The sequence below is a fragment of the Bauldia sp. genome (genome assembly GCF_965232525.1).
In the GTDB taxonomy this organism is placed as follows: domain Bacteria; phylum Pseudomonadota; class Alphaproteobacteria; order Rhizobiales; family Kaistiaceae; genus Bauldia.
Map to the genome: position 1 here is coordinate 3,558,638 of NZ_OZ246980.1, position 14,710 is coordinate 3,573,347.

Sequence of the window (14,710 nt, forward strand, 5' to 3'; positions counted from 1 at the left end):
CGTCGCTTTCCGGCTTCACACAAATCTTGACATTCGATTTCATATGTATACATTTGTCGTGAACAAGGGTTCCAAGGCATGCCAAGAAGCATACCGTTGAGTGTTCGGGTCAGCGACGACGATGCGGCGTTCCTGGCGGCTTATACAACGCCGGGCGCCAACACGCCGAGCGAGAAGGTTCGAGCGATCCTGACGGCTGCCCGACGCCAACACGAGGGAGCGCGAGATTTCGTCGGCTGCGCCGAGCTTGTCACGGATATGTTGCGACCCGGCGTGGGTCGATTACGTGAGTTGAACCATGAGATCGGCACGCGCTCCGACTTTTTGATGAAAGTCTATGAGCGCCTTCCGGAGCTCATGGCGGAGCTTGTCACTGCGGTGCCTGGACCGGAAGCGGACCTGGAGGCACTGAAAAAGTTTGAGGCGGCCGTCGCGGACCAGGTCTTCGCCATGGTTGAGGAAGTTCTCGAACTTGGCTTGACAACCCGTAGTCGAAGCTATGATCCAGAACTCGTGAAGCGGAGACTGGACCCGATATTGGAAGTGTTGGAACTCATCAAATTATCGAAGCAGCAGACGAAAGGAGCCGAGTCATGAGCGAGGCACTGGTATCCCGGGTGAAGAGGCTTGTCTCAGGCGGGGTCAACAGCCTGGTCGACGCCGTCGAGAACGCGTCTCCTGAAACCGTGATGAAGGAAGCAGTTCGAGAAATCGACGCGGCGACTGATCAGGTTCGTGACGAACTCGGCATCATCGTTGCGAACAAACATCTGGCCAACAAAAGGCTGATGGATGCGAGCGTCCGCCATGAGGAGCTCGGTGCTAAGATTCAGGTGGCCATGACCGAAGGCCGCGATGACCTCGCCGAGGCCGCGATTGCCCGGCAGCTCGATCTGGAAGCGCAGATTCCGGTGCTCGAAAGCGCCATCAAAGACGCGTCCGTCGAGGAAGCTGAGCTGGAGGGCTACATTTCCGCGCTGCAGGCCCGCAAGCGGGAGATGGAAGAAGAGCTGCAGTCTTTTCGTGCTAGCCGAAACACGGGCGGCGGCGACAGCGGGGTCGCGCCCGGCGCCCAGGCTTCAGCCGAGCGAAAGGCAAGCAAGGCGGAGGATGCCTTCAACCGTGTCATGAGTTCCAGCTCCGGCCTGCCTGGCATGGCGGCGTCGGACCGGCGCGACGACGCCAAGATCGCCGAGTTGGAAACCCTGGCGCGCAAAAACCGGATTCGCGAGCGACTGGCAGCGCTGAAGGCGGGCGACACCCGCGACGCTTGATGATCGAGCATCTCTTCGCACCGGAGACTGCTCCCTTTGCCGTTGCCATCGGGGTAATGGTCTTCATCGCACTGCTTGAGGGCGTCGGGCTCTTGTTCGGCGTAGCGCTCTCGGGTTTTGTCGACAATGTCCTGCCGGACTTCGACGCACCGGATCTCGATCTCGACGTCGATCTGGATCTCGATGTCGACCTTGATGCCGATCTGCCCGGGCCGGACATCGATGCCGCGATCGATGCGAACACCGGTGTCTTCACACAGTTCCTCGGCTGGCTGGCCGTGGGCAAGGTGCCGGCGTTGATCCTGCTGATCTGCTTCCTGACTGCGTTCGGCCTCGCCGGATTGCTGCTGCAGAGCATCGTGCGCTCGATGGCCGGCGCCTATCTGCCCGCCATCATCGCGGTTGTCCCGGCACTCGCCATATCCCTTCCGGCTACCCGTTACCTAGGGCTTGGCATGGCGAGGATCATGCCGAAGGAGGAGACCGAGGCCGTGTCACGGGACGAATTCGTTGGGAAGATCGCCGTCATCACCAGCGGAACGGCGAAACGGAGTCTTCCGGCCGAGGCAAAGCTCACCGATCGCCACGGCCAGACCCACTATCTCCAGGTTGAGCCGGACCTGGACGATGAAACGTTCGAGACCGGCACCGAGGTCCTCGTCGTTCGCCGCGCCGGAGCACGCTTCCGCGTGATCGGTAACGCGCACGCCGCTTTGTCGAAATCCGAGCGTCACAATGAGGACTGATGTTTACACCGAATGAATTAGGGAGCTGAGATATGGACAATCTTGTCACGCTTGTCGCTTATGCATTGATCATTCTGATCGCCATTCTGGCGATCGGCATCATCTTCGCGCGCCTATACCGACGGTCATCCAAGGAGATCTCCTTCGTCCGCACCGGTTTTGGTGGCCAGAAAGTCATCATGAACGGCGGCGCCGTCCAACTGCCGGTGCTGCACGAAATCATTCCGGTCAATATGAACACGCTGCGCCTCGAGGTGAAGCGGGCCAACGACCAGGCGTTGATCACTCGCGACCGGATGCGTGTCGATGTTCAGGCCGAATTCTATGTCAGGGTTCAGCCCACCATCGAGGCGATCGCCAACGCGGCGCAAACCCTCGGTCGTCGCACCATGGCGCCCGATGCGCTGAAGGAGCTGGTCGAAGGCAAGTTCGTCGACGCGCTCCGTGCTGTTGCCGCCGAGATGGCGATGGAGGAGCTGCACGAGCAACGGGTCGACTTTGTCCAGAAGGTCCAGGCAGCCGTTTCGGAGGACATCCTGAAGAACGGTCTGGAGCTGGAGTCGGTGTCGCTCACCGGACTCGACCAGACCAACAAGGATTTCTTCAACCCGAACAACGCCTTTGACGCCGAGGGCCTGACCAAACTCACCCAGGAGATCGAAGAGCGGCGCAAGAAGCGCAACGACATCGAGCAGGAAACGGAAGTCCTCATCCAGCGCAAGAATTTGGAAGCCGAGCAGGAGAAGCTTGAGATCGGCCGCGACGAGGAGTACGCCCGGCTGGAGCAGGAGCGAGAAATCGCCATTCGCAAGGCGGAGCAGCTCGCCCAGGTCTCCACCGAAGAAGCCTCTCGCCAGCGCGAGGCCGAAGAAGCCAAAATCATCGCCCAGCAACAGGTAAAGGAAACCGGCATCGAGTCGGATCAATCGGTTGCCGAGCGGCAAATCGTCATGGACCAGCAGGTTCGCGAGCGCGAGATCAGCAAGGAGCAGGCAGTCGAAGCAGCGGCGGTCGAAAAATCCAAGCAGATCGAGCTCGCCCGGCAAGATCGCGATATTGCGGTCGCGACGAAGTCGCGCGAGCAGTCGCAGGCCGAGGCCGAGGCCGACGAGGCGCGCGCCATCGCCGCCAAGGCGGAAGAGCAGGTGTCGACCGCACGCGAGACCGAGCGGGCGAACCGTGAGAAGGAGATCGAGCTGATCGAGGCCCGCAAGGCGGCCGACATGCAGGCGATCCGGGTCACGGTCGCGGCCGAGGCGGAGAAGCAGGCGTCAGTCGACACGGCCGAGGCTGTCCGCCTCCAGGCGGAGGGTACCGCGAGCAAGGCACGGATCGAGGCCGAGGGCGAAGCCCAGGCTGAGAAGCTCCGGGCTGACGCGCAGAAAGCGCTCTACGCCGTCGAGGCGGAGGGTAAGCGCGCCGTCAACGAAGCGGCGAATACGCTATCGGCTGAGCAGATCGCGATGCAGATCCGTATGAGGTTGATTGAGGCGATGCCGGAAATCATCGAATCGAGCGTCAAGCCCATCGAGAACATCGACGGCATCAAGATCCTCCATGTCGATGGTCTTGGCGTCGGCGGTGGCGGCACCAACGGCGCGGCCGGCGATGGCAGCGCCGGCTTGTCGGATCAGATCGTCAACTCGGCTTTGCGCTACCGCGCGCAGGCGCCGCTGCTGGACGCGATGCTCAAAGAGATCGGCCTCCAGGGTGGTGATGTCAGCGGCATTGCCGAGACCCTGATCGGCGATGGCGGCGAGCATTCGAAAGCGCCGTCGCGGGTTGATCCCGCAAGCCGCTCCGGCAACACCTGAACCGCCCACCTACCGGGACGCGCCTGCCTCTTTCGGGTGCGTCCTTTCCCGTCCGCCGCCATGGCAGGACGGTTGAGCGAACGCATCGACGGCCGTCGCCGAGATGCACGCGCAGTTGCTGTTGCGGCGACCGCCCGGCACTGCTACGGCTTTGCCCGGGCCGGCATAGCTCAGTTGGTAGAGCACCTGATTTGTAATCAGGGGGTCACGGGTTCGAATCCTGTTGCCGGCACCATTAATATCAGAGACTTAGCCCCCGTCGCTATAACACTTAGTCTCTTTCTAGTCGCTTTTTGGGGGAGACAGGCAGCCTCTGCGGGAACGTGGCAGCCTACGCCGCTGACCTATCGCTTCCAGCGGACGCTATTATGAACTCACGTAAGTTTCCCAACCCCAGTGGGGAGCCGCACAGTCTCAGACAACTGAGGTGAAGCTCGTAGTCAGATCTAGTCATTGTGTGATCAGCCTCTGATGGCTTGTCCGGCATGTACGATTCAACGCACTTTTGCTCGCCCGCTGTCCGAGAACGTTTCCTGCCCCTGGGACAGGCAAATGTCTCGAAGACTGATTGTTGCCGATAGCGTCGTCGGGCAGACACATAGCGGATCCGCCAACGGCGGGTTTCAACTATCCCCGCCGGCTGATGTCGTTCCCAAGTCAAGGTTGTCATACGCCTTGCCGCGATGGCGGCTGTGATCGCTTCCTCCAGCCCGATTGCCGGTCATCGCAACGGCCGATCTTGGCCGAGAGCACACCGCCGTTCGACAACCGGCGGACATCAGACTTCGGTGAGGTGGTAACGCCGTAATGCATCGAGGATCAGGGTCATGGCGCGTCGACGGTGCGTCCGTTGAATGTCATGCGCCGACTCTTCGTCGTGAGATCGAATGGCCCTGACCACCGCCCGGTGGTCATCGGTCGAATCTGTCGGTCGCGGACGCAGCCGCAGGGTCAACAGCCGGACCCGGTGGCACTGCGCCGCCATCGCCGCGCCGACCTTCGCGAGCCGCGCGTTGCCGCAGAACTCCAGTAGGTAATTGTGAAACCGGGCATCGGCCTCCGCCCATCCGTCGAGGTCGTCACGCTTGAGACACTGCTCCATCTCATCGGTTGCTTCCTCCAGGAGCAGCAACTCGCGGGAATCAAGCGCCAGGTGGCGCGCAGCCAACAACTCAGCAGCGGTGGCTTCGATGCAGTACAACAGTTCGTATATTTCTCGCATGTCGTCGATTGAGACGTTGCGTACCCGCATCCCGCGCCTTGGCACGACGTCGACCAGGCCGTCGTCCTGCAGGCGGATCAGCGCCTCACGCACGGGGGTGCGGCTCATTCCGAGCCGTTCGGCAATTTCCTGTTCGAGCGCCTGATACCCGCCTGGCAGCTCATTGCTCAGGATTTCGTCCTTGAGCCGGCGGTATGCCGTTGCGACCCGCGACGAACCGTTTGGCGCCCCCGGTTCCTTCGTCTCGATCTTAGCCACAGGATGAATCGCGGACCCCCGTTTTCGTTGAGCCTTTTTAGGCGATCACGGACCAGCAGAAAACATCATCGAAAACGGATCGCAGATTAACCTCCGGCATCGTCGTCGGTGCGCGGATGGCCGAAGTCCGGTCAACGGCCTCACCATGCTCTTGGAAGGCACCGCGGAACCCTCGGTTTATTGCCGCCGAGGAGGGATGCGTTCGCACGGAGGTCTCCGGCCGATTTGACCGCAATTGTGGGCAAGCCCACCGACGGCGCCCGCCGCGCCTATGCCAAAGAGACTGTCCCACTCGGCGGTGAACGCGGACCCCACCGGACGCGAAAATCCAAGCCCAATCCCATAATAAATACGTTAGAGGGTAATTTAAGTATACATTAAAGCCCTCATGAGGTATGCATTATTGGCCTGATGAGGCATACGTTACCGCAGACGGTAGGGATCGAGAGACCAAGCAGTGCAAGCCGACGGCGCAGAAGCGAACGTCAACGCTCGATTCAACGTGGCGGTATTGCCGGGTGACGGAATCGGCCCCGAGGTCATGGCGCCATGCCTGGATCTCCTGAATGAGCTCGGTACCGCGTTCGGCTTTTCCTTTTCCTTTGAGACCATGGAAGCCGGCGCCGACCTCTACACCCGAACCGGCGAGGCCTTACCTTCGGAAGTGATCGACGCGGCCGATGCCGCCGACGTCGTGCTCCTGGGTGCCATGGGTCACCCCGATGTCCGCTATCCCGACGGCCGGGAAATTGCCCCCCAGGTCGAGTTGCGCGAGCGGTTCGAGCTTTTTGCCGGTGTGCGTCCCATTCGAACCTATCCGGGAATGCCGGTTCCACTATCTGATCCGCGGGCCCAGCATCTCGACTTGGTGATTGTCCGGGAATCGACGGAGGGCCTGTTTGCCGGCCGAACCACGGAAGTGACCAGTTCCCAGTCGGCCCAGACCACGATGACGATTACCCGGACAGCCTCCGAGCGACTGTTCGATTTCTCGTTTGATCTCGCCCGGACACGTCGGGATGAGCGTAAGGACCAGAAACGCCCCGGCGCGGTGACTTGCGTCGACAAGGCAAACGTGTTTACGGCGTTTCGTTTCTTTCGTGACATTTTCCACGAGCGGGCCACCCACAACACCGATGTAGAGGCGGACACCTGCTACATCGACGCGATGGCGCTGAACCTGGTCCGCCAACCTTGGCGCTACGACGTCGTCGTCACCGAGAACCTGTTCGGCGATATCCTCTCCGACCTCGGCGCAGGCCTGATGGGCGGGATGGGGATGGCGCCGTCCGCGGATATCGGCATCCAGCACGCTGTATTTCAACCGTGCCATGGAACGGCCCCGGACATTGCCGGCCACGAGCAGGCGAACCCGGCGGCGATGATCCTTTCCGGCGCCATGATGTTGGATTGGCTTGGACGCCGCCACGATCTGCCCGGGTGCATTGCCGCTGGTGTCGCGCTGCAAAGTGCGGTCGAGACCGCCTTCGCCGAACGGCAACTGCGGCCGACCGAGTTGGGTGGTGACCATGGTACCGCGGACATAACAGCAGCCGTACGCGAGAGCCTTGACCCCATGCGGTCGCTTCCTGTGGGGACGGAGCGTACAGCCGCCACAGCGCAGAACCGGGTGGCACAGTGAGAGATACGGCCGTCCCACCGAGCAAGGTCATTTGGTGCCGTGGTGTCGGCTGCGAGCCACTTACCAGCAGCCGGTCCGCGAATGGCGACGTTCTTCACGTACCCGACCCGCAGGGCTTTGCATCAGATTTCCACTCCGAGGGGACCAGGCGACAGCCCTGGTTCGCGACACGATCAGCGATTCCAAAACTGACTGCTGGTCGACCTCGAGGTGGGCTTGCCGAGGTTTCATCGCATCGTCCTTGTCGCTGACGATCGAACTAGGGAGGAGCAGAAAAATGTTCAGACGGCAACTCAACATCGCCCAGTTGGCGCCGCCGTTGGTGGGCGCAGGCGCGCTGGCCATGAGCTCGCTGGCGATCGCAGAAGACATGAAATACCTAGAGGCGCCAATGCTGGCGGAGCTGGTTGCAGAGGGTGAACTGCCCCCAGTGGAAGAGCGCCTCCCGGTCAGTCCGGAAGTCGTCAAAATGCACGAGAGTGTTGGCAAATACGGCGACGAAATCCGTTTTGGGCTCGCCGGCTACAGCGATCACGAACAGATAACCAACTGGACCGGCCACAATGGGCTCGTACAGGTCGACTACGATACCAACTACTCTTCCACCCTTCCCCTGCTGGCTGGGGAGGTGGACGTGTCCGACGACGCCAGGGTCTATACGTTCACGCTTCGCGATGGCCACAAATGGTCTGACGGCAAGCCGTTCACCACGGAGGACGTGGCGTTCTATTTCGAGGACATCCTGGTGCATCCGGACATGGCGCCCGTCCGCAAGGAGTGGCTGCCCGGCGGAGAGATGGTCAAGTTCCGGGTGATTGACGAGCAAACCTTCGAGCTTGAATTCGCCGTGTCTTATGGCGACTTTCTGTTCGAGCTGGCCCACCCAAAGCTGGTGCCACCGGTCTATTACCAGAAGGCGTATTGCTCCAAGGCCCACCCAAAATACAACGACAACATCGAGGCGGACCTCGCGGCCAACAACCACGCCAGCTGGCGGGATTACCTCGTCGCACTGTGCGGCGATTCCCTAAGCAACACCCGGTGGGCCAATGTCGAACGACCGTCGCTCGACCCGTGGATCATCAAGGAGCCCTACGGCGGCGGCGCGACTCAGGTCGTTCTGGAGCGCAACCCCTACTTCTTCCAGGTTGACGAGGAAGGAAAGCAGCTTCCATACGTCGATCGACTGATTGGGGCCGTCTTCGCCGATCCCCAAGGTTTGCTGCTCCACGCAATCGCCGGCAACTACGACTTTGGCTTTCGGAAGCTTGAAGCTCCCGCAAACCGGCCGGCCCTTGCCGAGGCTGCTCCCCGGATCGGCGCGGAGCTCTACGAGGTGAGTTCCATCGGTGGCGCCAGCATCTGGTTTCAGCTCAATCTGACCCACAAGGATTCAGAACTGCGGGACCTCTTCAACGAGAAAGACTTCCGTATCGCCCTGTCACAAGGCTTCGATCGGGAAGAGGTCATTGACGTCACCATGCTCGGCGCTGGCGTGCCATGGCAGGGTGGTCCGTTCGAGGACAGCGCGATGCACCATAGTCGGTATTCGACCCAGTACCTGGAGTTTGATCCCGAGAAGGCAAACGCATTGCTGGATGGTTTGGGTCTCACCGAACGAAACTCGGACGGCATTCGACTAATGCCGAATGGTCGTCCGGTGAGCTTTGCCGTTGAAACCACAGTCGCAAAAGACGACCACATCGATCAGCTTGAGGTTATGCGCGCCCATTGGCTCGAAAACCTCGGCGTCGACATGAAAATCAACGCGACTGAACGCGCCCTCATGTTCGGCAAGATCGAAAACAACGACCATGACGCTGCCGTGTGGGACGGCAACACCAGCTGGCTACCCGGGCGGCTGGCGTTCGGGCTGGCACCGGTTGGGGTGAGCTCGAGATGGGGTGTTGACTGGTACCTGTGGTATCTTTCGAACGGCGAACGAGGCGAGGAGCCGCCGGAAAACGTCAAGAGACGCTTGGAGCTCTGGGACCAGGTACCTCTTTCGACGTCTTTCGACGAACGCCGGGAGATCGTCCATGAGATCGTCGACAACGCGGCTGACCACTTCGCCCACTTCGGCGTGTCGAAGCTGATGCCGAACTATGGCATCAAAAAAACGGCGATGCGGAACGTCAAGCCCAGTAATCCGTCGACTTCGCAATACCCGCCAGGGATTCAGCGGACGTGGACGTTCTACTGGGATACGCCGGACGGAATGCGGCCGCCATCGCAAGTCCAGTAGCCGGCGACCAAAGCGCCAAACCCCGGGCGCGCATCGGAAGTTGGCGCGCCCGTCAGAACAGTCCGCCGTCGGCCTTCATCGTAAAACCGACGGCGGCACAGAAATTCGGGAAACGCACTCTCGATCCCGCAGGGGCACGGCGGCCGGATGTCTCACGAAGACCGCACGTGCGTGGAGAGTCACGGAGTCTGAATCTTGCTGTTGAGATACATCATTGGGCGGATTGTCTGGACGATACCCATACTCTTCGTCGTTTCTCTACTTGCGTTTCTGATCCTGCAGGCTCCGCCCGGTGACTTCATTACGGCTCATACCGCGACCCTGCTTTCGGACGGCCAGGAAGTCGATTACCAGCAGATAGAGGCTTTGCGGCGGCACTATGGATTGGACCAGTCTGTCTTCGTCCAGTACTGGAAGTGGATTTCAGGAGTCGTGGTCGGCGATTTCGGCGTTTCCTTTGAATGGCGCGAACCGGTTAGCTCGCTCATTTGGGAGCGGATGGGATTGTCTGTTGTTCTAGCGACAACCACGGTTCTTTTTACATGGGCCTTGGCGCTACCCATTGGCGTCTATTCAGCGGTCAAAAAATACACTTTCGGCGACTACGTCGTTACGACAATCGGATTCCTGGGACTTGCAACGCCCAATTTTCTGTTGGCGCTTATTCTGATGTATGTTTCGGTCGTTTACTTCGGGCTGGACGTTTCCGGCCTCTTCTCGACTGAATACAAGAATGCTCCCTGGTCCTGGGGCAAGGTCAAGGATCTCCTCGCACACCTGTGGATACCCGTCGCCATTCTGGGGACGTCCTCGACCGCCAGTATCATCCGCGTCATGCGAGCAAACCTGCTCGACGAGTTGCACAAACCCTATGTCACCACAGCACGCGCAAAGGGCCTGTCGGAAACGAAGCTCCTCGTGCGCTACCCCGTCAGGATCGCACTCAATCCGTTTGTCTCGACCATCGGGTGGATTTTCCCGCAGATTGTCAGCGGATCGGTCATCGTCTCGATCGTGCTGTCACTCCCGACCGCCGGTCCCATGTATCTGACGGCGCTGAAGTCCCAGGACATGTTCCTCGCTGGTTCGTTCGTGCTGCTGTTGAGCGTGCTCGCCGTCATCGGAATGCTGATCTCCGACATCCTGCTGGGGATCATCGATCCGCGTATCCGGTTTGCGAAGTAGTCCGATGACGACCAGTGAATTACCTGATCAGGTTTCGCCCGCAGCGGAAGGCGCCGCGGAAGACCCCCGTGATCTGGATACGGCCTCTCAGAGAAGGCTGATCTGGCTCAGTTTCAGGCGGCATCGCCTGGCGATGGCCGGCGGTATCGTCGTCCTGTTTCTGTTCTTCATAGCGCTTTTCGTCGAGTTTTTCGCTCCGTTCGATCCGTACGAATTCAACGCCAAGAAAATCTATCATCCACCGCAGATGATTCATCTGATCGACCGCAGCGATGGTGGGTTTGCAATACGACCATACGTGAACGGAATGAAGATCGTGAGAGACCCTCTCACACTCCAGGTGAAGTACGAGGAGGATCCGGACGAGAAGATATACATAACCTTTTTCGGCCGGGGCGATCCGTACAAGTTATGGGGCCTGTTCGAAATGGATACCCATTTCATCGCACCGGTCAACGCAAACCAGAGGTTCTTCCTTTTCGGCGCCGACCGGCTGGGTCGCGACGTCTTCAGCCGAACGATCTATGGTACGCGTTTGTCGATGTCGATCGGTCTGGTCGGCGTCACGATCAGCCTGATTATCGGAATAATCTTGGGCGGTATTTCCGGCTATTTTGGCGGCGCCGCGGATACCGTCATCCAGCGGGTAATTGAAGTACTGATCGTCTTGCCGTCCATCCCGCTATGGATGGGCTTGAGTGCTGCCATGCCGGCAGACTGGGGCGTGGTGATGCGCTACTTCGCGATCACCGTGATTTTGTCGCTGGTCGGCTGGACCGAGATCGCAAGGGTTGTTCGCGGACGGTTCCTATCGCTGCGTTCGGAAGACTTCGTCACAGCAGCTCGCCTGGACGGGAGCTCACGCAGGAGAGTCATATTCCGCCATATATTGCCGTCCACCTACAGCTATATCGTGACCGCCGTGTCTCTCGCCATTCCGGCGATGATCCTGGCGGAAACGGCATTATCATTCCTTGGATTGGGTCTCCTCCCGCCCGCAATCTCCTGGGGTGCGCTGCTATTCGAGGCACAGAACATACGATCGATTGTCGCCGGCCCCTGGCTGTTCGCGCCGGGTATCTTCGTCGTGGTCGCCGTTTTGGCTTTCAACTTTCTTGGTGACGGCCTGCGAGACGCGGCAGATCCGTATGCCAGTCTTGGTGAATGACGATGCACCAGTCACAGACTGCGCGGCCGGACAAGGACGATCCGCTACCGATTCTTGAGATCGACGATCTGGTCGTAGAGTTTCCCGTCGGGAAGAAGAGGGTACGCGCGGTCGACCATGTGTCTCTTTCCCTCAAACCCGGTGAGACCCATTGTCTGGTCGGCGAAAGCGGGTCCGGGAAAAGCGTGACTGCTCGTTCGATACTGCAAATCATCGACCCTCCGGGTTACATTGCGTCGGGCGATATATTTTTCCGGCCCGACCACGATGGGGAATCGTCGGCGATCAACCTCACTCGACTGAAACCGCGTTCTGCAGCCCTGAAGAACATTCGCGGCGCCGCCATTTCGATGATCTTTCAGGAGCCGATGACCTCCCTTTCTCCGGTCCATCGCGTGGGAGATCAGATTTCGGAGGTCCTCCGGCTCCATCAGGGTTTATCCAGAAAGGACGCCCGGGAGCGGACGATCGAACTGCTCAAACAGGTGGAGATAAAGGACGCAGCATGGGCCGTCGACCAGTACCCCTTTGAATTCTCCGGCGGTATGCGCCAGCGCGTCATGATCGCAATGGCGTTGTCCTGTAATCCCTCCATCCTGATCGCGGATGAACCCACAACCGCGCTTGATGTCACGATTCAAGCATCCATCCTGAAGCTGATCCGAGATTTGCAGCTCAGCCGAAACATGAGCGTCTTGTTCATCACCCATGACATGGGAGTTGTCGCGAACATCGCTGATCGGATCTCGGTGATGCGGCACGGTCGCCTGCTGGAGTCGGGCGCGGTGACGGACGTGCTCCATCATCCCAAAGATCCTTACACAATCGAACTGATCAATGCCGCGCGTGATCTGGATCGACCTTCCCCCATCCGGGTAGGAATGCGGGCAGCCAAGCCGCCTGAACAGCCCATCCTCACCGTCGAGCATCTCTCCAAGGAGTTCGTCTTACGCAAACGCCTATTCCGAAGGCGGCCCGACACCTCGGTTGGTGTGAAGGATGTCAGCATAAGACTGAAAAAGGGCGAGAACCTCGGTGTCGTTGGCGAAAGCGGATCAGGCAAGACGACATTGGCCAGATGTATTCAGCGCGTTTACGAGTTGACGAGCGGCGAGGTGTTTTATCAACGTGATGATCATACGAGCCTCGCTTTGGGCCCGCTGGATGACTCAGCCCTCTTGCCCGTCTGGCGGGACATAAGGACAATCTTTCAGGACCCCCACAGTTCTCTCAATCCGCGGATGACAGTCGGTCAGATCATCGCCGAACCATTGGTTAATGACCCGACTGGTCTGCGCGGTCAGGCGTTGCATCAGCGTATCGCTGAACTGCTCGACCTGGTCGAATTGCCTCGATCCTCCGTGAGACGTTATCCCCACGCGTTTTCTGGGGGACAAAGACAGCGAATCGCTATCGCCCGCGCGATCGGACCGAATCCTCGGGTCATTCTCGCGGATGAACCGACGTCCGCGCTCGATGTCTCGCTGAGGACGACCGTATTGAACTTGCTGCTTGAATTGCAACGGAAGCTAGACCTCAGCTACATTTTTGTCAGTCATGACATTGCTGTAGTCCGATACTTTTGTGACCGGGTTGTCGTGATGAAGGACGGCGAGGTTGTCGAGACAGGGGAAACTGAATCCGTCTGCTCCAATCCCCAGGAACCTTACACCAAGTTGCTCCTGTCTTCCGTGTTGAGGATTTGACTCGGCGCGCCTCCACAGGACGCGGCATTTCGGTACCGGGCACCGGTTGATGATGCCAACAACGTGCCAGATCATCATCGGCGTCGCCATCGTCTACGCCGTTTTCGTGGGCTATTTCGCGATCTATAGTCGTCACCACTTGGTACCGACCGCTCCAGGCGAAGAGGCGCCCTGACGCGCCGGCAGAGCGACGATGAAGGGGAACGGGCAGCCATGCGTTTTTCCCATTCCATCGACGGGACGACCTATCGCTTCGACACGCTAGGGGACCTGCTCGCCAAGGCGAGCCCGGAGCGATCCGGCGACCATCTGGCGGAGATCGCCGCGGGCGACGACGCCGAGCGGATGACGGCCCAGATGGCGCTCGCCGACGTGCCGCTGACCGTGTTCCTCGACGAATGGGTCGTGCCCTACGAAGACGATGAAGTGACGCGCCTGATCGCCGACGGTCACGACAGCCAGGCGTTCGCGACGGTCTCGCATCTGACGGTCGGCGGGCCGCGTCTCGGCGAAGGGGAAGCGCATCAACGATCTGTCTCGTCAACGTGCCCATCGGGACGCGATGTTCGCGCTTGTTCTTCGTGAACCCTTGAGGAAAGACGATTTCGTCACCGTCAATCCAGCTTCGCCGAAGCCCGGCGATCTCGCCGCGGCGCTGGCCGGTGAGGAGGAGCAGCTGTACGATGCGTCCATATGGATACCCGTATTCCTCCGCGCGGTGCCACACGATGCGAAGTTCATCGTCGGAAAGTACGCGGGCACGCGGTAATGACGAGAAGCGGAGCTGCGGCACAGGTGAAGTATCAATCAGGCCGTGGCGGACGCACCAGTTCATCGTCGTCCGGATCGCGACAAAGGCGTGCTGACGTATTGACGTGCTGTGGTGGAGCTTGTCGAGGGAGTCGATGATATCGGCGCGAGAAACCTCTGACACCTTCTTTTTGAACAGGAAGTGTCGCCGGAGAAGGCGGTCGTATTCTGTGAAGGTGCTCTCCTTGTTGCGCGTCCTTGAGTCCGCGACAAATCGCTCAGTGGCTTCTTCGAAGCTGAGGGCGGGAGTATTGCTCGTTCCCTGAGAGCGAAGCAGCACCAGATCGCTTTGCACCCGCTTGGCGGCAATCCTTGCGTCCGCAAGCGTCATGTGGGGGTGTCTGCCGAGTGTCTTCAGTCTCCGGCGTTTCCCGAACATCACGACATATGACTTGGCGCCGCCCTGCGAAACGCGGACGCCAAAGCCTTTCAGTCCGTCGTCGAAGTACGTCTTCTGCCCCACAGTCAGACAAAACGCTGAAACTAAAGGGTAAATGTTACGGTAGGTTACGCTATGAAAACCCGCTACACCTGATTTGTAATCAGGGGGTCACGGGTTCGAATCCTGTTGCCGGCACCAATTGCGAGACTTGCAGCGATCGATACGAGGGACCGCCGTCGCGGCCCGCAACCGTTGAGT

At 59.7% G+C, this 14,710-nt stretch carries 11 protein-coding genes, 1 tRNA gene and 2 pseudogenes; 12 read left to right on the forward strand and 2 right to left on the reverse strand.

Features of this window, described 5'->3' with window-relative positions; genetic code table 11:
• Positions 1–96: 96 nt before the first annotated feature.
• The 5 genes from ACO076_RS16900 (at position 97) to ACO076_RS16920 (ending at position 4,069) form a co-directional block, all read left to right on the forward strand.
• Positions 97–597 carry a hypothetical protein gene (locus ACO076_RS16900; protein ID WP_421723991.1) on the forward strand — a complete coding sequence of 167 codons (501 nt, stop codon included), beginning with the start codon at positions 97–99 and terminating at the stop codon, positions 595–597.
• Positions 594–1,274: a PspA/IM30 family protein gene (locus ACO076_RS16905; RefSeq protein WP_421723992.1), complete on the forward strand. Its 681-nt coding sequence runs from the start codon at positions 594–596 to the stop codon at positions 1,272–1,274. Before ACO076_RS16900 ends, ACO076_RS16905 begins: the two co-directional genes overlap by 4 nt.
• Positions 1,274–2,020, forward strand: a complete 747-nt coding sequence (locus ACO076_RS16910) for a YqiJ family protein (protein WP_421723993.1) — start codon at positions 1,274–1,276, stop codon at positions 2,018–2,020. Before ACO076_RS16905 ends, ACO076_RS16910 begins: the two co-directional genes overlap by 1 nt.
• Before the next feature lie 32 nt (positions 2,021–2,052).
• On the forward strand, positions 2,053–3,834 hold the full coding sequence (locus ACO076_RS16915) for a flotillin family protein (RefSeq protein WP_421723994.1): 1,782 nt from the start codon (positions 2,053–2,055) through the stop codon (positions 3,832–3,834).
• 159 nt (positions 3,835–3,993) lie between these two features.
• Positions 3,994–4,069, forward strand: a tRNA-Thr gene (locus ACO076_RS16920).
• Between the two features lie 543 nt (positions 4,070–4,612).
• On the opposite strand, the gene ACO076_RS16925 is transcribed toward ACO076_RS16920, so the two are convergent.
• Positions 4,613–5,314, reverse strand: coding sequence for a GntR family transcriptional regulator (locus ACO076_RS16925; protein WP_421723995.1), 702 nt, complete (start codon positions 5,312–5,314; stop codon positions 4,613–4,615).
• A 457-nt stretch (positions 5,315–5,771) separates the two neighbouring features.
• Here ACO076_RS16925 and ACO076_RS16930 point away from each other — a divergent pair, with 457 nt between their 5' ends.
• From ACO076_RS16930 to ACO076_RS16960, 7 genes and pseudogenes are all read left to right on the forward strand, one after another.
• Positions 5,772–6,956, forward strand: coding sequence for an isocitrate/isopropylmalate dehydrogenase family protein (locus ACO076_RS16930; RefSeq protein ID WP_421723996.1), 1,185 nt, complete (start codon positions 5,772–5,774; stop codon positions 6,954–6,956).
• 241 nt (positions 6,957–7,197) lie between these two features.
• Entirely contained in the window at positions 7,198–9,201 is a 2,004-nt protein-coding gene (locus ACO076_RS16935) for an ABC transporter substrate-binding protein (protein ID WP_421723997.1), read from the forward strand.
• A 198-nt stretch (positions 9,202–9,399) separates the two neighbouring features.
• On the forward strand, positions 9,400–10,386 hold the full coding sequence (locus ACO076_RS16940) for an ABC transporter permease (RefSeq protein ID WP_421726760.1): 987 nt from the start codon (positions 9,400–9,402) through the stop codon (positions 10,384–10,386).
• A gap of 4 nt (positions 10,387–10,390) precedes the next feature.
• Entirely contained in the window at positions 10,391–11,554 is a 1,164-nt protein-coding gene (locus tag ACO076_RS16945) for an ABC transporter permease (RefSeq protein ID WP_421723998.1), read from the forward strand.
• A 2-nt stretch (positions 11,555–11,556) separates the two neighbouring features.
• Entirely contained in the window at positions 11,557–13,260 is a 1,704-nt protein-coding gene (locus tag ACO076_RS16950; RefSeq protein ID WP_421723999.1) for an ABC transporter ATP-binding protein, read from the forward strand.
• Between the two features lie 213 nt (positions 13,261–13,473).
• A pseudogene (eutB, locus tag ACO076_RS16955) lies at positions 13,474–13,764 on the forward strand (ethanolamine ammonia-lyase subunit EutB); the annotation flags it as partial.
• An 85-nt stretch (positions 13,765–13,849) separates the two neighbouring features.
• Positions 13,850–14,029: a hypothetical protein gene (locus ACO076_RS16960; protein WP_421724000.1), complete on the forward strand. Its 180-nt coding sequence runs from the start codon at positions 13,850–13,852 to the stop codon at positions 14,027–14,029.
• 333 nt (positions 14,030–14,362) lie between these two features.
• On the opposite strand, the pseudogene ACO076_RS16965 reads toward ACO076_RS16960, so the two are convergent.
• Positions 14,363–14,533, reverse strand: a pseudogene (locus ACO076_RS16965) (Arm DNA-binding domain-containing protein); the annotation flags it as partial.
• Between the last annotated feature and the right edge of the window lie 177 nt (positions 14,534–14,710).

What these genes read in the sequence shown, in the direction of transcription:
- ACO076_RS16905 (WP_421723992.1), top strand. Translation starts at nt 594, where the DNA reads ATGAGCGAGGCACTGGTATCCCGGGTGAAGAGGCTTGTCTCAGGCGGG.
- ACO076_RS16910 (WP_421723993.1), top strand. Translation starts at nt 1,274, where the DNA reads ATGATCGAGCATCTCTTCGCACCGGAGACTGCTCCCTTTGCCGTTGCC.
- ACO076_RS16915 (WP_421723994.1), top strand. Translation starts at nt 2,053, where the DNA reads ATGGACAATCTTGTCACGCTTGTCGCTTATGCATTGATCATTCTGATC.
- ACO076_RS16945 (WP_421723998.1), top strand. Translation starts at nt 10,391, where the DNA reads ATGACGACCAGTGAATTACCTGATCAGGTTTCGCCCGCAGCGGAAGGC.
- ACO076_RS16950 (WP_421723999.1), top strand. Translation starts at nt 11,557, where the DNA reads ATGCACCAGTCACAGACTGCGCGGCCGGACAAGGACGATCCGCTACCG.